General features: G+C 40.2%; 15 protein-coding genes. 9 read left to right on the top strand and 6 right to left on the bottom strand.

The genetic code is table 11. The features are described from left to right. Positions 1-75 precede the first annotated feature (75 nt). The 6 genes from CYAN7822_RS33855 (at position 76) to CYAN7822_RS33825 (ending at position 10,788) form a co-directional block, all read left to right on the top strand. Positions 76-1,041, top strand: a complete 966-nt coding sequence (locus tag CYAN7822_RS33855; protein ID WP_013325744.1) for a tyrosine-type recombinase/integrase — start codon at positions 76-78, stop codon at positions 1,039-1,041. Then, positions 1,041-2,219, top strand: a complete 1,179-nt coding sequence (locus CYAN7822_RS37325; RefSeq protein ID WP_013325743.1) for a crossover junction endodeoxyribonuclease RuvC — start codon at positions 1,041-1,043, stop codon at positions 2,217-2,219. Before CYAN7822_RS33855 ends, CYAN7822_RS37325 begins: the two co-directional genes overlap by 1 nt. Positions 2,220-2,338: 119 nt before the next feature. After that, positions 2,339-4,225, top strand: coding sequence for a DEAD/DEAH box helicase family protein (locus CYAN7822_RS33840; protein ID WP_013325742.1), 1,887 nt, complete (start codon positions 2,339-2,341; stop codon positions 4,223-4,225). Continuing rightward, positions 4,225-4,632, top strand: coding sequence for a hypothetical protein (locus tag CYAN7822_RS33835; protein ID WP_013325741.1), 408 nt, complete (start codon positions 4,225-4,227; stop codon positions 4,630-4,632). Before CYAN7822_RS33840 ends, CYAN7822_RS33835 begins: the two co-directional genes overlap by 1 nt. A gap of 282 nt (positions 4,633-4,914) precedes the next feature. Beyond that, entirely contained in the window at positions 4,915-5,214 is a 300-nt protein-coding gene (locus tag CYAN7822_RS33830; protein WP_013325740.1) for a hypothetical protein, read from the top strand. A gap of 1,722 nt (positions 5,215-6,936) precedes the next feature. Beyond that, positions 6,937-10,788, top strand: coding sequence for a hypothetical protein (locus tag CYAN7822_RS33825; RefSeq protein WP_013325739.1), 3,852 nt, complete (start codon positions 6,937-6,939; stop codon positions 10,786-10,788). Positions 10,789-10,896: 108 nt separating this feature from the next. Here the strand turns inward: CYAN7822_RS33825 and CYAN7822_RS33820 are convergent, their stop codons facing one another. The 3 genes from CYAN7822_RS33820 to CYAN7822_RS40035 form a co-directional block, all read right to left on the bottom strand. Further along, on the bottom strand, positions 10,897-11,547 hold the full coding sequence (locus CYAN7822_RS33820; RefSeq protein WP_013325738.1) for a hypothetical protein: 651 nt from the start codon (positions 11,545-11,547) through the stop codon (positions 10,897-10,899). A gap of 358 nt (positions 11,548-11,905) precedes the next feature. Continuing rightward, entirely contained in the window at positions 11,906-12,400 is a 495-nt protein-coding gene (locus tag CYAN7822_RS33815) for a single-stranded DNA-binding protein (RefSeq protein WP_013325737.1), read from the bottom strand. 359 nt (positions 12,401-12,759) lie between these two features. After that, the gene (locus tag CYAN7822_RS40035; RefSeq protein WP_245602621.1) at positions 12,760-12,948 is read right to left on the bottom strand and encodes a hypothetical protein; all 189 of its coding nucleotides are present in this window, start codon (positions 12,946-12,948) and stop codon (positions 12,760-12,762) included. An 80-nt stretch (positions 12,949-13,028) separates the two neighbouring features. Between CYAN7822_RS40035 and CYAN7822_RS33805 the strand changes: the two genes are divergently transcribed. The 3 genes from CYAN7822_RS33805 (at position 13,029) to CYAN7822_RS33795 (ending at position 15,138) form a co-directional block, all read left to right on the top strand. Continuing rightward, a complete protein-coding gene (locus CYAN7822_RS33805) occupies positions 13,029-14,471 on the top strand; it encodes an NF041680 family putative transposase (RefSeq protein WP_041933402.1) in 1,443 nt (480 codons plus the stop codon). 128 nt (positions 14,472-14,599) lie between these two features. After that, entirely contained in the window at positions 14,600-14,749 is a 150-nt protein-coding gene (locus CYAN7822_RS36630) for a DUF2281 domain-containing protein (protein ID WP_280990625.1), read from the top strand. Beyond that, positions 14,749-15,138, top strand: a complete 390-nt coding sequence (locus tag CYAN7822_RS33795) for a type II toxin-antitoxin system VapC family toxin (RefSeq protein ID WP_013325736.1) — start codon at positions 14,749-14,751, stop codon at positions 15,136-15,138. Before CYAN7822_RS36630 ends, CYAN7822_RS33795 begins: the two co-directional genes overlap by 1 nt. Positions 15,139-15,166: 28 nt before the next feature. Here CYAN7822_RS33795 and CYAN7822_RS33790 read toward each other — a convergent pair whose 3' ends face one another. The 3 genes from CYAN7822_RS33790 to CYAN7822_RS33780 form a co-directional block, all read right to left on the bottom strand. After that, positions 15,167-16,696: an ATP-binding protein gene (locus CYAN7822_RS33790; protein ID WP_013325735.1), complete on the bottom strand. Its 1,530-nt coding sequence runs from the start codon at positions 16,694-16,696 to the stop codon at positions 15,167-15,169. Between the two features lie 82 nt (positions 16,697-16,778). Beyond that, positions 16,779-18,173, bottom strand: a complete 1,395-nt coding sequence (locus CYAN7822_RS33785; RefSeq protein ID WP_013325734.1) for a hypothetical protein — start codon at positions 18,171-18,173, stop codon at positions 16,779-16,781. Positions 18,174-18,176: 3 nt separating this feature from the next. Continuing rightward, positions 18,177-18,482, bottom strand: a complete 306-nt coding sequence (locus tag CYAN7822_RS33780; protein WP_013325733.1) for a hypothetical protein — start codon at positions 18,480-18,482, stop codon at positions 18,177-18,179. Positions 18,483-18,485: the final 3 nt, after the last annotated feature.

The following is an 18,485-nucleotide window of genomic DNA, read 5'->3' as shown; positions in this document are numbered from 1 at the left end:
AAAAAAATCATTTTCCGTTGGTGTTATGTTAAGTTGAGGAGGTTATTAAAAGCTTCATTATCTTAACCTAACCCCATGACTTCTTCTGCGCTCGTTCCTTCTTACCAATCTGCACTCATCAATAGTGAGCCGGATGTCCTGGCTCAACTGCTGGCCGGCAAGCGATCTCGTAATACCCAAAACGCTTATGCCAAGGATTTACGGGATTTCTTTTATTACGTAGCCGGGGTGGAAGAACCGACAGCCGAGATAGTTAAGGAGTTCTTGGAGTTAGATCAATTTGCCGCCCTCTCGTTGGTATTGAAGTACAAAGCGCACTTGAGCAATGAAAGGAAGTTAAAGGAAGCAACTGTCAACCGCCGGTTAGCGGCTATAAAATCTTTGGTAAGATTGGGCAATCAGTTGGGGCAGTGTCGTTTTACTTTAGCCGAGGTAAAAGGGGATAAAATTGTAAGATATAGAGACACCACCGGTATCAGCAAGGAGGCTTACCGTAAAATGTTGGCCATTCCCGCTCTCGATACCTTAAAAGGGAAACGGGACTATGCGATTCTCAGACTGTTGTGGGACAATGCCCTCAGACGGGGTGAAATTGAGCAGGCTGATATTAAAGATTTAGACTTAGATGGGCGTTCTCTGCTAATTTTGGGAAAAGGTAAGGGACAGCAGAAGCAGTCGATAACCCTATCGCGTCCTACAGTCGAGGCGATAACACAGTGGTTACACGCCCGACGGGAGTTAGATATCAACCAACCTCTTTTTATTGCCCTCGACAGGTCAAGTTACGGTCACCGGTTGACGGGGACGGCTATCTATAAAATAGTGGAATCTATTGCTACAGGGGCCGGCATCACTAAGAAGCTCTCACCCCATCGTATCCGTCATAGTAGTGTTACAGCCGCCCTGGACGCAACGGGAGGGGATGTGAGAAAAGTGCAAAAACTTAGTCGCCATGCCGACCTGAACACTCTTATGATCTATGACGATAATCGACTAGACGTGCAGGGCGAGATTTCCGATTTATTATCTGGGTTGGTTTGATGCGGCTGGCTTTAACTCAAATCCGTACTGATGGTGGCACTTTCGCTAGGGCCGGTTTATCCGAAGCCACTATCATAGAGTACACTCAAGCCTTACAGGATGGCTGCATTTTTCCACCCCTTACCGTCTTTCTAGAAGCTGCAACAGGAAACTATTGGTTAGCCGATGGCCATCACCGCTATCATGCCGCATCTCGTGTTGGTTATCGAGAAATTGAAATTGATTTAAAACTTGGCGACCGTCGCGCGGCTATTTTATATGCTGTAGGAGCTAACGCAACTCATGGGTTAAAGCGTTCGGCTGCTGATAAACGTCATGCCGTGAAAATGTTATTGGAAGATGAAGAATGGGGAAAATACAGTGATCGAGCCATAGCTACATTAACGAAAACCGCCCATTCTTTTGTAGGGAAAATCCGGCTTGAGATCACTGGATTTAAGTCCACTGAGCGCTTGTATCAAAATAAATACGGCAATTTGGGCTGCATGAACATAGAAAATATTAATAAACGAGACAACATAGAGGACAAACCCAAAACCTTAAAAGTTCAACCAGCAATTTGGAAGCGCCTGGAAGATTATCAACAACAATGGGGTGAAAAAACTTTAGAAGCAACTCTTGCTAAATTATTGGATATCCCTTCATCCCCTAGTGTCAATAAGAGTCCCATTGTTCCTACAACTAATAAACGCACATTAGGAATCGATCCGGCCCTGGGTACGTTACGATGGGCTGTGTTAGAAGAAGCTGGCAATGATTATGATCTACCCCTAATATTAGATTACGGTACAATCACAACAACCCCAAAGCGTCCCACATCTCAACGATTGTCAGAATTGGAACAAGACTTAGTGGAAATCCTACGAGAATTTAACCCGACTGATGTGGCCATAGAAATTCCTTACCTTAATACTGAGTCCGAACAGAACCCTAAAAATATTCAGAATGCTTTAGAAGTTATCGGAGTAGTGGACTTAGTATGTTTTAGAGAAAAGCAAATAGTACCAGTGCGTCTCTACAGTGGACAGTGGAAATCCCATGTCTGTGATTACCGCGCAGATAATGAAGAAATTACAGACACCTTTGTCGGACTTTTTAATCTGCAAGTTAGACCAACTGAGCGGCTAGATGCTATCGGTATTGCTTATGCGGCTATTTGTGGGGTGGGGAAAAACTAAACTTTTTAAGCTTTTTAAATTTTTTCGCTCACGCAGTGCAGCAATAGCGTCGCTGTTGCTTATGCCGCTATTTGTGGCGTTAATGCGATAAACTGAACTTATATTTAATCATTTTAAGCATGATCCAATTTAAAGAAAAGCCGGCTTCAGATTCAATTGAACAAGTCGTCGAACCTCAAAATATTTTCCAATTAAGAGATTATCAAAAAACTATTATCAATGAAACTTACTATTATTTCAGAAGCCCTTTTCAAAAAGGACGAGATGGTCGTTATGGGGGAGGCAAAAAGTCCTGCCTGATTTATTTGCCCACAGCCGGCGGCAAGACAGCAATTGCTTCGCGCATTATTGTCGATGCAGTTAAGCGAGGTAAACGAGTTTTGTTCATCGTGCATCGTAAACCTTTAGTCGGGCAAACCGTTAAAACCTTAAAACGGGATTTTGACATTGATTGTGGGGTAATATGGGGATCTGATGAAGCGTCGGAATACAGTCAGGATGAAAGCTTACCCGTACAGGTAGCGATGCTGCAAAGTTTGCAAAGCCGAGAACTTCCCTGTGACATCGGTTTGGTCGTCCTAGACGAATGTCACACCACTGGACCCGGTTGGCAAGTTACCAAAAAAATTTTTAACTACTATTCAGGTGGAGTATTGGCCTTATCCCCTACTTTCTTCGTTGGATTGACAGCAACGCCCTGGAGGACAAAACCCACAGAAGGATTTTGTCATCTGTTTGACTGCCTTGTCAGAGGGCCAGCCCCTATAGAATTAATTAAGATCGGGTATCTCTGTCAAGTGCGGCATTTTGGCTTTGGTGGAATAGCCGATTTTTCGCGGCTTGAAGTCGACTCCAAGACCGGAGATTACTCGGTGGCTTCGATCCGCTCCGTTTGCAATAGTGACTATAACACCACCGTTGTTAAATATTTTATTGAGTATGCACCGAATAGAAAAACGATCTTTTTTTGTGCTTTTGTTGAACAGGTACTAGACTTAACCGAACAGCTAATAAATGCGGGAATAACCGCAGAAATGGTTATTGGAGACACAAGGGACGGAGACAGAACCGAAATCTTCGCCCGCTTTAAAAACGGAGAAACCCAGACGTTAGTCAGTTGTGATGCGTTAATTGAGGGATACGATGAAACTTCCATCGAAGCCGTAGTCATTGCTCGTCCCACTCGTTCCCGCTCTCGTTTAATTCAGATGTGCGGCAGGGGAGCAAGATTGCATCCGGGAAAAAAAGATTGCTTGTTTCTTGATTTTGGAGGCAACTTTACCCGTATAGGACGATTTACAGAGAAGTTTCCGATTACTTTATGCCCCAACTTAAAAAGAAAATTAGTTACGCAAAAGGAGTGTCCTCGGTGTCATTCCATCGTGCCAATACTATTTTTAATGTGTCCTCTATGCGGCTTTGAGTTTCCTTCTATCAACGGGTCACAAGCGATTATAGATGAGGAGGAATGGGATGAACCCGTTTTTGGAGAATTGCTCAGTGAAGAGGAAGAAACCCATTTGCGCTACATTCGTCAACAAATGAAAACCAAATATAGAAAACAACAAAATCCAGGACGAGTTATCAAGCTTTTTTATGATAAATTCGGTTATTTAGCACCGGATGAATGGTTTGTTGGGGCAATTTTTGGAATGATTGATGTTGAAGCCCATACCAAAATTTATCTAAATTTTTTACATCGCATACGTCCTGATGCCTCGTTTTCCTGGTTCAAGTATATGATGGAGTTGGAGTTTGGAAAAGCTGGCTCCAAATATCGTACCCGAAAAGGCAACAGCTATACGGTTCCTACTTTTAATATGCAACCAACAAGTTGTTGGGAAGCATTAGGTATAGAAGAAGATGCCTCAGCAGAAACTATTAAAAGTGCTTATCAAAAATTATTGGGTCAGCATGATACAGATATTGGCGGTGAAGAAGCGGAGGGGATGATACGTTGGTTTAATTACTCATTTATTCAAGCTCAAAACAAGAACAAAGAATAATGGAAGAATTATTAAAACAGGCTTTAAAAAGTCGCGAGGCTGAACTATTTTTTCAGTTAATGGAACGGTTTCCCCACTCACTGCTCGAGGCTGAAGTTGATTTACTCTCTTTAAAAGAAAAGGCACGATATGAAGAATTAATAGCCTTATGGCATAAGCGTGAAAATTTTGATTTTTGGGACAAAATAAATTTATTACCCACAGGAGTAATGAGTTTAGATCCTTCGATTCCTCAATTAGCGCTAATACCATATTCTGAGTTTTCTGTGGGAGACGTGGTAACGATGAAAGCCAATGGAAAAAAAGCGACAGTGGTACAAGTCAACGGGCGAGGCGTAAAAGTGCGTTTTTCGGAAACCGAACAGCTAGAATGGTATTTTGCCGTTCAGTTTTTGTCAGGTAATTAGCTTTTTTGGAAAAATCTTTTTTAACTTTTATATTTTTAAATAACCTAAAATTTAGGGGGGGGGGGGGTAAAGGTTTGAGTAATGGATTAAAAGCCTATATTTTTGCCATTTGATGCCTTAATTATCTCTGACGGTTAAATTTATTGGCTTGAAAAATTTTTGAGAATTAATTAATTATCCATAGTCCAATAGATCGGTGATTATAATTGTTTTTAGAACTCGATTTCATTCGACAAAAAATTTTTTGTCGAATGAAAGCTTAACACTACCGTCACATTTTACATGATTGGAATATCATTGTCTTCTTGTATCAACGATATTTTATTTGGCGAGGTTTTAGAAGAAGATGTAGATTACATTATCACTTCCTCGGTTTTTAACAATGAACAGGAATTAGAAGACTTAATTACCAAAAATATAGAGGACGGAATCTGGAAAAAGGAATTTCGTGAACCTATTCGTGCTTTGCTATCCCGATTAGAAATTCGGCAACCCCGTCGAGACAAGGGAAATTCTTATTTTCCTTTGTTGATTAGAAGTTGTTGGGTTTCATCAGAAGACGAAATTATCTGGAATGATTAACGTCCTTAGCTACAAGAATTTAATTTATGGAAGAAAAAAGTTAATAATTTTTAGCTATATGTAAGGGGGTGTAATAAAACTTAATAATTCCGTACAGTGAGATTTTGTCGCTCTTAAAAAATATCTACCCAAGGGGTAATTTATTTTCTTTATATAGAGTTAATTTAATATTAATAATAGCCGTTTTACCCAGACGGGAATCGACGCAAAAAAATTAGAATCCCCGACAAATTATTGAGACTTAAAAGTTAAATGGGCAAATTTAAAAAAAATCTTGTGGATAGGAGGAGGCGAATTTTTAAATTATTGATTGCACAAGCAGCTTTCGGAGCGGTTCTTAAACAATAAAAACCGGACTCTGTGCCGCAAGTATTACTTGATAACAATTTCCCTGACCGATAAATAATTATTCGGTTTACTTTACCCATTGCTAATCTTATGATTTATAAAATTTTTGTTCGACAAATTAACGACATTGGACAGTGGCTTTTTTTGTCCCCCCTGTGGTACGATAGTTCTAAAAAGATCAACGCGCCCCGCAACAGGTATCTCAGACCTGAAGCAGGACGACTACCCACTTACTGTAAAGGCAGCAAGGAGGCAATCATTAATTATGACAGTCTTGTTTCTATTAATTACATATAAAATAGAGAAACCGCCGCCCGATGCGCGACAGCTTCGCGCCACTGCGCTCTGCGCCACTACGTGAGCGTGACCACGCAGTGCAGCTTCGCTGTCGCCGGCTTCGTCGAAACATTTTAGGCAAGATTTTAAAACCTTTGAAATTAACAGAGTCAACTTATTCTTTGCCAGCCAACCCGAAAGAATAATGATTTGACGTGACTGTATGCAACAATTCTTAATCCCTATTCCCCTACGTGGAAATAAGGAGTAAGATAGATCCAAAACGTGCATAATTCGAGGTCGTACTTTATGCCAATACTGAGAACCCCTGAACTGAACCCCCAAACGCTAAACAACCGTCCCTCTGGTTGGCTTCCGGAAACGGACGGCTTTAGCTCCTATTTGGACGGGTTTCTACCTCAAGTTCTCTTCTTCAAACCCTTATCACTGGAGGCAGGACAATGAAAGAGTAATTTTTAAATTTTTCATATAACGATATTCTAACAGCTATCCCGTGACTTGTACAGATAGCTGACAGGGAATCTTTGTAAAAATTTTTGAAAATACCTCTTTCGACTCCTATTAATACCCCTTCATTGGTATAACCAACAAATAACTAGGAGAAATAAGCAAAGTCTAACGTTTACCAGTTCTATCTCAATTTATCGATGATTAATGATTGTTCTTTTTAATAAAGAGCGATCTCACTCAGGGAAAAGACAAGACTCATCAAAAAACTGATGCGAGGTCAACGGTTACTCATTGATGAGTGCAGTTGACGAGCAGTCAATTTACGGTTATCAATCAAAGCATTGTTAACCGACAGAGTAACACGGGTCAAATCTCGGATATATCCAATTGGAAACCGAAAAAATGCTGGAGATTCCCCAAAAAAGACAGTGAAGTTAGTACAAATAAGCGATCGCTATAAATAGTGCCGTCTTCGGTATATGTATAGTGATCGCCTCCCCTCCTCTATCTTTAAAGAGGCATCACCAGCCTCTAATTACATAACAATTCGATCATAATCACGCTTGCAGCTAACTTCACCGGCGAATCTCCACCAACTTGTCACTAAATGTTGTTGGAGTAAATATAATGTCGCATCAAACAATCAAACTCAACGCTTTAAACAAAACACTCAACGGGCGCGAAGCCTTCGACTGGTGTATAAGCCGCGTCTATTCACACAATCAAACCATCTGGCTTAAGTTCAGCCACAATCAATTTTTAGTCGGTAAAAAAGATGATGTAAATTTATGTCCGGATTTTTGGTTAACGTCAGGCAGTGGAACTAACCGCAAGCGAACCGGGAAAATAGCCAACATCTACGAGTATTTAAGAGAGCGATCCCAAACACTCGAGGGCGGAGTATTTTACTTACCCGGAAAACCGGGCGATTACCCCCTTAAAGAGTTTTGCCAGGCTTCTTCCGACATTGGTGCAGAATTAGACTGGGGAACTCATGATGAGCAATGGGAACAGATCAATCGCTTTGTGAGTTTGAGCGGCTTATATCCTGACAGTGCCATCAACTCAGGCGGCAAATCAGTCCATCCCCATTGGCGCGGCAACTCTGACTTTCCCATGAACCAGTGGATCTATCTGCGGCGACTATTAGCGATCATCGTGCTAGGAGATCCTGCCGTTTGTAACCCACATCAACCCATGCGGTTGGCCGGATTCCTGCGGAAGGAAAAGAATAAGGAACAGGTTCTAGAGTATTGGGGCGACCATCAATACAGTTACGATGAATTTATCGATGGGTTCAAACGAGCCTATAATAAGCTCGATTTAACCTTCCCTGTGACGATAACCGATGACTGGTGGAGAACAACCCTAAGACCTATCTTAACTAGCACTTTAAATGCACCTGAAAAATACTCCCGGCTGCGTCATGTACTTGTAGATGGATTGGACGGTTATGAAAAACAACTTCTTGAGGAACACCGGCAACAACAACAAAGACTGCAACTTAAACAATTATCCAAAAAACATTACGACACGACTAATAATCTAATCGAACTGGTAAAGGAAGCTGAAGCCAGGTTAGGAAGCGATGGGTTCAACTGGAGTGGTCATCGCTGGAAATGGTCTGGGATAACTCGCGCTAGGGGTTGCTGTCCCTGGCATGAATCGAAGTCGGGGACGGCCGGCTGGATAGCGCCCCGTCGCGGTGAGGGGGGTTGGGGTTACGCTTGTCCCTCTTGCACCGATAACCGTCAAATAGGAGCATTCGCTTATTGGTGGTATCTTCAACATGGTCTTAATGCCGCTTATCCTTCAGGGAGGAAATGGGTAGAAGCGGCTACTGAATTTTGTAGTTATGCTGGTATTACTGTCCCAGAAACCCAATGGGGGATTAATGAGCAGGGATTGCCGGAACCGGTCACAGACAGTGGAGCGGCGGCACTGTTTCGTGCCCAAAAGAATGTTGCTCAAAGGCAGAAACAGTCATTCTTTGAGCATATAGCCCAAAAAGTCCTAAAAGTTTCCCGACACTGGCGCAAAGGATTCGGCGCATCAGTTGTCGAGCAAAAAGCTGCCGCCATTAAAGATCAACCGCCCTCAATTATCAAGTACACGGACAATATGCCTCTGCCTACCCCCAACGACTACCAAGGGAAAGCCGCCCCGCGTATCCTGTTTGAAACTTGTTACAAGAATAAAATTACCCCAGTTTATCTAGAACTAAAAAGATTGGGTTGGAGAGGTGCTTGGGATAGAAGTTATACTGGCAGTGGCAAATCCTATCGCATTACTGAAATTGCCCAAGATGTGATTTACCTCGATGTGAATTATAAGAATCCATCGATCGATAAAATTAAGGACCAGTTTGTCATCATGCCCACCCGTCACGATGGTATGTTATTAACTCTTGAGGGACGGTTAGTGAGAGCAAAAACTGAAGAGGAAAAAACAAGCGCTGCACTCAAGAGTAACTGTATCAATGCCGATTTGCTCAATACCATTCATCAACTCGGTTACGATATCGAGGGAAGTGGTGGGGAAGGACATCCCCCCAATCCGATCTGTGCTATGTGTCCTTTTTGGAATCAGCGAGTTAAAGTAGGTGACAAATATATTCCCCTGTGTCGTACCGAGAGGGGAGACGGTTACGGTTTCTTGTATGAACGCATGGAAGCTATGGCATCAAGTGCCGCAGGAACTAATGCTGCGGCTTATCCCGATCAGTTGCCCGTTCCCCAGGAGCCATCCTTTGATGAGGAGGGCAATGAAATCCCACTTGATGGTCTTGATTTGAGAAAGAAAATCTTAGCTTGGGAGGAAGCTTCCTTACTGGTTACCGGAGTCAGAGAAATTAGTGCCAAGCTTACTGATTATGACCGAGCTATTGCTACAATCGTCTCCCTAATTCCTGAACTCTCACACCTGGCTCATCAATTAAATCCTATTCGAGAATTGATCGAAGGGGGATACAAATTAGGTGTTGAGATGGCGCAAAAATTGGACGAAAAAAACTATGTTCCTGGGCAAAAAAAATCTAATAAATATTACGGCTTGAGTCAAGGGGATCTTTTAGAATTGATTGGCCAATGTCCCCAAGAAATTTTGGGTACCGACTTCATAGAAAAAATAGAATCTGCCCTCTCATTTCATAATATTCTTGTTAAGCCGGATTCCGTTAGAGCGCTTGAGAACGGCGGTAAATGGTCATCTCATGCAGAAAAGTTATGGGCGGCGGCGGCCCGAACCGCGATGCAAAGAGAAGCTAACGCACTTTCCTATCAGAATGTCAAAAATTTACCTTCTAACTGGTTGTTACATTTTCTTTTGATTTGGGCAAAACTTGAGCCGGGCATTTTTAAGTTAGAAAAGAACGGTCATTTAACGATTTCTATCCCCGACGCTCGTCACCAAAAGTTAGCGAATGCCGCAGGATTTAACCTGTTTCTTGATGCCACCGGTGACAAAAAACAAACTTGCCTGACTTTGGGGCTAGATCCCAATACAATTATAGAGGTCGAAGAAATTGCCCCAATGTTCGATAATTTGACCGTTTACAATATTAACCTGCCCGGCATGAAATCTAACAACTGGTCTAATACTTGCACTGAAGAATTACAGGAATTCCTAAAGCAGACAATTAATCAATACGGCGAAGATAATGTAGGCATTATTGGGCAAAAATGTCATGCTGACTCTTTAGGGTATAAGCATTGGTTCGGAAAGGATGAACGCGGCACTAACCATTTTAAAGGCTTGAAAGTTTTAATCTGCTTGGGAACTCCTTGGGACAACTGGGGATCAGTACGAGATCGATATTGGTTGCTTAATGGTCATTTGGATGGACTGCAAGAATATTATCAAGCCCAAGTTAAAGAGAAGTTCAGGCAGACTGCCGGGCGGCAACGGGTTCACCTGCAACCGGATAGAGAATTCATCATCATCTTTGTCGGTACAGAACAAGACTTAAGTTATTTAGGAGATACGGGCGCTCTTGTTATCAATCAAGATATGCTGGAATTTTGCCCGACTGCCGCACCACTACGCCAACAACAGAAATTTAAGTTGCTGACATTTGCGAAACAATTAATGATCACTGGACAGAAAATTACCCAAGAGCTTTTAGCGGCTGGTTTGGGGGTTACTCAAAGTTGTGTCAGCAAGCTTTTTAAAGGTGAAACACTATCTTGGAAAGACTTTCAGAAATTATTCCAAGACGTATTCAATGATCCTGTAGGAACTGGAATAATTTCTCTCAACCAAATTACCGATTCTTTTTTGCGTACCTGGCTTGGGTTAGCCGAGACCTACCCCATAGAAATGGGGCGGGAGTTTGTTGCTGCCATAAAAGTTTTGGGGATTAATAACTTTTTGAGAGAACTAAAGCAGGAAGATGCCGCCACACAGGCGGGCATATTAAGTCTAATTACTCCCTTGGTTGAGGGGGGATGGGAAATGGCACAACAATTTTTAGAGGCTTAATTTTCGGTTTTTCGCTTAAAATCCCAGGCTACCTCGTTATGTATAGGTTTTAAATTTGTTCTAGCTTAAATTTTAATTTAATAAAGCTAGAACTATAATTAATAATACCTACTCTAGGCATTCTCTCAAAAGCCTCGCCACTTCTTGAAGCTTAGTTTTAGTTTTTAAAAGCTTATTCCGTCGCTGTATGCCTTCACGCGCGAGTAGGTTTCGGGGATCATCATCGCCACTTAAATGAATAACTTTGACTTTAAAGGAGCGATCGGCAGGTTCAAAAATATTTTGTTTGGCGGTTAGTTTATTATAGCCGTAAGTGCCCCAAGGTCTTCTAACACTATATACATGAACCTCGCATTCAGGGGGAGCTATGTATTCATCTTGGTAAGAATTAAAATGCTCACTCAAATCGATGGTTAGATCCATTATTTCATTATAAAGTGATAGCAACCCTAAACTTTCTACAGTCTGAGGACAGCCACGCTGCATCAACATTGCGAGTGCTAAACGCCTTCTAGTAGTTCTGATAATTTCTCGCTCGGAGTTCCAACGGGCTGCTGCTCGTTCTGCCCATTCCTGCCACTGTTGTTGTTCTTCGGGGGTTCTGCCTATCCTGCGGATCAACTCGAACTCGTCATCGGGCCCCAACCCTCTCGCCGCGCGGCAGGTTAGATAATTGTCACAATCGGCGGGGTCAATTCCCACCACCTGCATCATGCCGGCGCAGTCAAAGCCTAGGGCACATTCCTTCTGTTTAACCATTAAGTAATCTCCTGTTGAGCGTGTATGAGTGTTTAAGGTTTTGTTCTAGCTATTTTATAATTTTTATAAAGCTAGAACGATGAGAATAATAAAGATAAGATAAAGATGCCTCAGAAGTAGCGACGATGCCTGTCATTTGGGGGAAAAAATAAAACTTAAAATAAGGATAACTGTACGATTGTAGTTTTAGATTGCGCTGAAGGTAGCGATTCGGAACGCCATTTGATCGAGTTAGACATGATTATTTTAGCGTCACTTTATTTAAGTATATATGAAATTCTCAAAAGTCAACATAGAAAAATAATCAGAGTTTGGAGGAACTCTACAGGAGATCTATTTAAGTAATTTAGATAATAAATTAGTCTAATTGCTCCTTAATCTCTCCATGTAAGGGTCTAATTCCCGACTTTTCCCTAAAAGTTATCAGCTTTAAATATTTAACTTTCCCGTCTGTCGCTTTCGTAGCACAGGAAAACCAAATAGCCGCACCTTTCACATCGTCAACCGAGGAACGGCGGCGCTCAAAGACTTTTGAACGGTACTGTACAACCGTGACCCCTTCGCCATCGGAAGATATGACCTTTGCTCCGATGCTGTCCCAAGCGAAATGCTTATACTCGCTTAAGGTAGCTTTGAAATTCGGCTCGAACTCTTCATAATTACTGGTAGCTTCTTTTTGGAGAAGCTGTCTTAGTAGCTGATTATTTTCTTGTAGGAGTTCATTCTGCTGACTGAGCAAGTTTTTTACATCTCTTAACAAAACCCACAAATTCTGTGTTCCTTTGTCCTTTGAAACAACGGGATTGAGCAATGTTTCAATAGCTGAATTTTTAGTATCAGTCTCAGTAGTCATAATCATTTTAAAATTAATCTCAATATTTTTGGACTTTGGACAAAGGAGAAAATTAATTAGCGTAAAAAATACGCTAATTAAAAAGTTTTTTTTGAGAAGCGGCAAAAAAATCAATCATCTTTTAATTCTTCTGTACAATAGGAAGAGTCGGTTTCTACTTCTCCTCCAAAATAAATATCCAAGTAGCTTTCACAGAAGAGAATTAATAACCCTTTCTAACTCATCAATAAGATCTCTTCTTGTTAATTTCTCTATTGCATCAATATGAGCTTCACTGCCAGCTTTACCTAAATATACATCTAAGCGTTTTTTTTTGGCTGTCAGTGGCTCGTGTAAAGATAGGTTCGGCGGCTTGTAGTTTATAATACCAATAGATTTTTTGATGAAAGGGTAACTTGGTAACGAATAATATGACAATTAGGGGGAGCGACTTCTCCTTCGTTTTGAATCTTCTGAATTTTTTGCTTAAATTTGCGGATTAGGTTTTTAATTTGTCTAGCTCTTCGGGTCGGGTCTTGATTGGTTTTCAGACAATTTTGGGAATCCATTTGACATCTTGAGAAACTATTGACCTCCCTTTATATTAGCGTATATATTACGCTAATATTTGAAAAAGTTAGTAATGACCATGAAAAATCAAGAAACTGAAAAGGCAATTAAAGAGTTTCGTCGTTGGAGGGAAAATCTTTTTAATGGGCTTAAAGCCAGAAAAGAGTCTCTCATAGAGTTGATAGATGCACTCTCCAGTAATCAACAAGCAACATCAGTAGTGGAATTATCTCTTAATCCCTTGTTTAGACGAAATTATAACAGTTTATATAAAGGAATTCAAGAATTTTTTCCTTATCAAACTGAGGATACTGAGGATGAATACTTAAAACAAATTAAAGATTTACTCAAGGCAGTTTCTCTTACTATACCATTATCTCAATCCCGACATTTTAACTTATTTGCAATAGATACAACTCCTTATCAACGACCGTATTCACCGGTATTAGCTGATAAAAAATTTATCCATTATCCTAATCCTATTAAAGGAAATAAACCCATAAATATTGGACATACTTACTCAGTTATCTGCGCTTTACCTGACCCAACAATAACAGGTAATAAGCCTTGGGCAGTTCCTTTATCAGGAGAAAGAGTACCGAGTAACGATAAAGCAGCGAATGTGGGCAATAAACAACTTAAAGAAATTTTTGAAAGCTCTTCGTTTTCAAGACAAGAGTTATCAGTTTTAGTCGCTGATAATTTTTATAGTCAACGAGATTTTATCGGCGAACAAGTCAATTATAAAAACTTAGTTACTATTACGCGAGTCAGAAGTAATCGGGTTTTTTATAGACAATTTATTGAGAAAATAACTACTCAAAAAAAGTCGGGACATCCCCGTTGGTACGGGGATAAATTTGACCTAAAAGATGAGAACACTTGGACTCAACCCAATGAAGTTACTCAATGCGTCTTTACTACTAAAACAGGTCGTCAACTGACCACTACAATTTCCGCATGGAAACAGATGTTAATGAGAGGAAATAAAAATTATAAAATGAACAGTTATCCTTTTACTTTACTACAAATTCTCATCACTGATGAAGTTAATAATGCTGTTTGGCAGCCTATGTGGCTTATAGTCATCGGTTCTCGCCGTGAAGAGTTAAGTCTGATTGATTGCTATCAATCTTACCGACAACGTTATGATATTGAACATTTTTTCAGATTTAGTAAACAGAAATTATTAATGACAGCCTATTCTACTCCCGATGTAAGGCACGAAGAAAACTGGTTCAAATTAACACTATTGGCTTATGTAAATTTATGGGCGGCTAGAAAATTAGCTGTTGTTTTGCCCCGCCCTTGGGAACAGTATTTAAAAACCAATGAATTAATTAAAATTTCTCCTAGTTTAGTTCAAAGAGATTTTGAGCGAATAATTTCAACATTGGGCACATTTGCCTCTTCTCCCAAACGTCGGGGTTATTCCTCTGGACGTATTAAAGGTTATAAACAAGTCCCACGAACTCGCCATCAAGTTATCAAAAAAAGACAAAAAAATAAACTGAACAAGTAAAAGCGGACTTTCAAATCGCCAAGTAAGCTGTTCTTTTTCCGATTACTCAGCAATTTTTACCGGCTGAGGTAGAGGGAATATTGTCAATTTTATATTAGCGTAATATTTACGCTAATTATTTTTTTCTTTTGTCCAAAGTCCAAAATCAACCTATGGCCAAGTTAGTCTCCCTCGTATCCGTTGCTGAACGTTCTCCTCTTTTCGGTAGCGACAAGGGTTTAATTTTTTTATCCGACGATTTTGATGAACCATTAGATGATTTCAAGGATTATACCTAATGAGATTATTGATAGACACTCATGCTTTCCTGTGGTTCTTTAGCGGCGACCCTAAATTAAGTAACACCGCTCGAATTTTAATGGAGGATATTAAATGTCAAAAGTTAATAAGCATAGCTACTGTCTGGGAAATTGCCATTAAACAGAGCAAAAATAAATTAACTTTAGCTTTACCTATAGAAGATTATATACAACAAAAGGTAAAACTCGAAGATTTTGAACTCTGGCCAATCAGCTTAAGTCATCTGTTTGTTATTTCCACTCTGCCGTTTCATCATAATGACCCGTTTGACCGGCTTCTCATCGCACAGACAATAGTTGAAGGTGTTTCTATTTTAAGTCGAGACTTAGCCTTTGATAGCTATAATATTCAACGGATTTGGAATTAAAAGAAAATTTAATGTCAATTTGAAATCTTTAATTTTCCTCATCACCCCACAAATCCCAGTTTTCGGGAGCGAACACGGAAGTATCAGGACTAGATGCCGCTTGTGAAATATTTTTGGCTCGATTTTCCATCGCCAAAACCCTTTCAGTATCCCTTACATATAAAGGCGTAATTTGACGACGAACTCGAACAAAATCGTTGAATTCCAAGGTAATAGGATTGTTATTATAAAACCTATCTTTAGCCGCCATTTCCACAATTAACCTTATTTCGGCCCCAGTGCAGTAATTGGTTTCTGAGAGAAGTAAACGCCACTCCCTTTCCCCCAATGGTCCATCACCTACCCTGTATCGCTCATCAAAACGTCCGGCATGAAGCTGAAAAATCTCTTTACGCTCAATAGCTTGAGGGAAACCAACATAGTAAATCTTATCAAACCGACCAGCCCGTGTTAATTCTGGCGGCAGTGCATCTAATCTATTGAGAGTGGCGATAACAAACACCTTACTCTGCTTCTCCTGTAACCAGGTTAGCAATACGCCCAAAACTTCCCCCTTCGTGCCGCTTGCTGTAAGTGCCGCTTCAGGGTCAAAAAATTTATCGAACTCATCAAAGTAACATACAGCCGGCGCAGCCGCTTCTATACGTTGTAATAGACGTTTAAGATAAGCAGAACCCTTGGATTTAACTAAATCCACCCCGACATTAATTAAAGGAAACCCTAGCCTTTTTGCAACAACTTTAGCGGCAAAAGTTTTTCCCGTCCCTGGAGGGCCTGCGAGTAACCACCCCTTGGGAAAAGGCAATCCATACTCCCTTGCAAGGGCGGAGTAGTCTAAAGCTACTTGTTCAATACCCAGTTTCAACCTATCCAAGCCGCCAAAATCGTTGAGGTCTGGAGTAGGTAGGAATTCTAAGCCTAGCCCGAGGAGTCGCCGTTTTTTATATTGATACAAACCGTCGGCAAAATTTTCTTCAAAAAGTGCCAACTGACAACCCACCTCGATTTCTGCGGCTGATAACCCTGAAACTGAGTTGAGGAGGTGATCGTTTATTTCCAAGGATATGCCGCTACTCTTATTGCAGTCCTCTAGTATCTGTTGAATCTCGTAAACAGTAGGTAAGGGATAAATTACGGAAGGTAACAAAGAATTGAGATGCGTTGGTAACTCTAACTCCTCAATATCAAGCAAAATTAGATATTTGTTCTCAGACAGCTTGAAATTTTCCAAGGTATCCATTAACAAGGTTGTTAATGTTTCCCTTTCGGTTTGAATTTCATCATGTAATAATGTTCCTATATTTTCCAGACAGAATATCCCATCTGTAAAGTGGTTCTGTAAGCTTCCAAATAATTCTTGTACATGGGTTAGCTCGATGGTAAAATTCTTGAGATCTGTTAACTCTTTAGTGGCTAAATTCCAGTAATAAACAGGAATATTTAAATTCCTCGATAACTGTTGTAAAAATTTATGTTTAACTTGGGTTCTTTCCAGAGCCGGAAAACTTAAGTAAGCTCCTTTGAAGCATTTTAAATTTTTTATTAGTTCTTTTTCCATCCTGTACTCCTCATCAAATGTTAATCAAATTGGCAGTAAAAGACTATTATTAATCAAGCTGTCAAAAGAAAATGGGTGAATTTTAAGGACCCCTTCTTCTAACTGTAGAGGTATTACGAACTTGTTCAATCTGACGATTAAGCTCTATTGCCGATTGAGTTTTAATTTTTAAAACATTCTCTAAATGCTCTAGGTCTTGTTTGGTCATTAGATTAACTACACCTTGGGCAGTTCTTTGAAAAATTATCTTGTGCTGATTTAATTCATCTTTTTTCAAAATAACCACCTCTCCATTAGAAGCTGAACGAATCAAATACCTATTATTTTCATCGCTTTCTTGCCTCGATTTAGCACTGGTTTGCTTAGATAATGACACCAATTGCTCAACAATATTGAGAGTTCGTATCTCTCTTGAAGTCGCTAACTTATCAACAGTCATGAAGTCTTCAGTTAGTTGACCGGATTTTAACGATTGTTTGAGGTCTTTTAAAGCATCTAAATCTTTGTCTTTTAGATGGGATTGAGTCACCATAGCAGCACCAAGACTGTTGGTTTTGAATCTTAAGAGTTCATTTCCTTGATTGTCCTCCAGCTTAAACTCGTTGCCTTCTCGGTAAACTGAATAACCGTTGGCTTGGTATAGTTTATCGTTAGGGGCAGCTTCAGACTGCCAAAGCTGTGTTATTGTATAAGCCGCCGATTGTTGAGATCGCCTTGTTCTCCACAAATCCCACAGTGCCCCAGGTCTTTGAGCCGCTTTTTGCCACCATTGATAGTCACGAGGTTTTTGATTTCTCTCCTTTAACATCTCCTTGAATGAGGAGTGTATTTCATTTTTGATATCGGCTTTTATGTCTGTACGGAAAGCCTCGTAATCGTTAATCAATTGAGTGATTATATCTGGCGCGGAATTTAGGTTTTGTTGAGGTCTATCTTCTTTGGCTTTAGAAAAAGCAGGCTTTCTTGTTTCTTCTAAAAGTGTTGAAAAATTTTGATTAACTTCAACTTTGCCCTGCTCATCTGTTTTAAATAAGGTTGTGGACTTTTGTCCTAAAATTCCCAAAACTTCAAGATTTTCCAGACCTTTAATAATTTGCCCGGGTTGCGCGAGTTGATGTGCCATTTCCAATCGAATATTTAGAACCGCATCTAATTTATCAACATTTTTACCTTTAATAAGATTACCGTTCTGCCAAATTTCAATTAGAGGTATTAAATTACTTTCTTGTAGTTTTTCTTCATGACCTTGGCTATTTCCTCGCTCATCAGGAGAAGGAAAGGGGGTATTTTCGGAATCTTTTTGAGATTTTTGAGAAGAGTTTTCTTTCTTGGGAGGTTCATCATGATTTTCGGGTTTTTTTTCCTGGTTTTTTTCGTCTAATTTAAGCCCTTCCATTTTTAAGAAAGTTTGTGCAAAAGCTATTAACGCGCTTTGCATTTGACCAACATGGCTTTCACTAACTGGTGTAACCGTCATAAATTATCCTCCAATTAAATCTAAAATACCTCGATTTTTTAAATTTTGAAGTCGATCAAAAAGAACTGTTTCATTTGTGCCGGGTTTGTCCAAAAAATAAGCCAAAAGTCCATTGACATACACGGCTATAAATTCGAGGGTAGAATTGGTCGAGCGCTCTAATTCAAAACTTCCTAATGGAGTATAGCCACCCATAATACCAAACTGATCAAAAAATTCAAGAGTTTCAATCTCTAAATCGGCGGGCAATGGGTCTAATTTTTTTTGTTTGGCCGATTGTAATTCCTGCTTAATTTTTTCTGAGATCATAAG

This window comes from Gloeothece verrucosa PCC 7822 (assembly GCF_000147335.1).
GTDB classification, from domain to species: domain Bacteria; phylum Cyanobacteriota; class Cyanobacteriia; order Cyanobacteriales; family Microcystaceae; genus Gloeothece; species Gloeothece verrucosa.
Note: the sequence above shows the minus strand (reverse complement) of the source record. Positions and strands in the feature narration are given on the sequence as shown.

Coding starts and splice junctions, on each gene's coding strand:
- CYAN7822_RS33855 (WP_013325744.1), top strand. CDS start 76: ATGACTTCTTCTGCGCTCGTTCCTTCTTACCAATCTGCACTCATCAAT.
- CYAN7822_RS37325 (WP_013325743.1), top strand. CDS start 1,041: ATGCGGCTGGCTTTAACTCAAATCCGTACTGATGGTGGCACTTTCGCT.
- CYAN7822_RS33840 (WP_013325742.1), top strand. CDS start 2,339: ATGATCCAATTTAAAGAAAAGCCGGCTTCAGATTCAATTGAACAAGTC.
- CYAN7822_RS33835 (WP_013325741.1), top strand. CDS start 4,225: ATGGAAGAATTATTAAAACAGGCTTTAAAAAGTCGCGAGGCTGAACTA.
- CYAN7822_RS33830 (WP_013325740.1), top strand. CDS start 4,915: ATGATTGGAATATCATTGTCTTCTTGTATCAACGATATTTTATTTGGC.
- CYAN7822_RS33825 (WP_013325739.1), top strand. CDS start 6,937: ATGTCGCATCAAACAATCAAACTCAACGCTTTAAACAAAACACTCAAC.
- CYAN7822_RS33820 (WP_013325738.1), bottom strand. CDS start 11,547: ATGGTTAAACAGAAGGAATGTGCCCTAGGCTTTGACTGCGCCGGCATG.
- CYAN7822_RS33815 (WP_013325737.1), bottom strand. CDS start 12,400: ATGACTACTGAGACTGATACTAAAAATTCAGCTATTGAAACATTGCTC.
- CYAN7822_RS40035 (WP_245602621.1), bottom strand. CDS start 12,948: ATGGATTCCCAAAATTGTCTGAAAACCAATCAAGACCCGACCCGAAGA.
- CYAN7822_RS33805 (WP_041933402.1), top strand. CDS start 13,029: ATGAAAAATCAAGAAACTGAAAAGGCAATTAAAGAGTTTCGTCGTTGG.
- CYAN7822_RS33795 (WP_013325736.1), top strand. CDS start 14,749: ATGAGATTATTGATAGACACTCATGCTTTCCTGTGGTTCTTTAGCGGC.
- CYAN7822_RS33790 (WP_013325735.1), bottom strand. CDS start 16,696: ATGGAAAAAGAACTAATAAAAAATTTAAAATGCTTCAAAGGAGCTTAC.
- CYAN7822_RS33785 (WP_013325734.1), bottom strand. CDS start 18,173: ATGACGGTTACACCAGTTAGTGAAAGCCATGTTGGTCAAATGCAAAGC.
- CYAN7822_RS33780 (WP_013325733.1), bottom strand. CDS start 18,482: ATGATCTCAGAAAAAATTAAGCAGGAATTACAATCGGCCAAACAAAAA.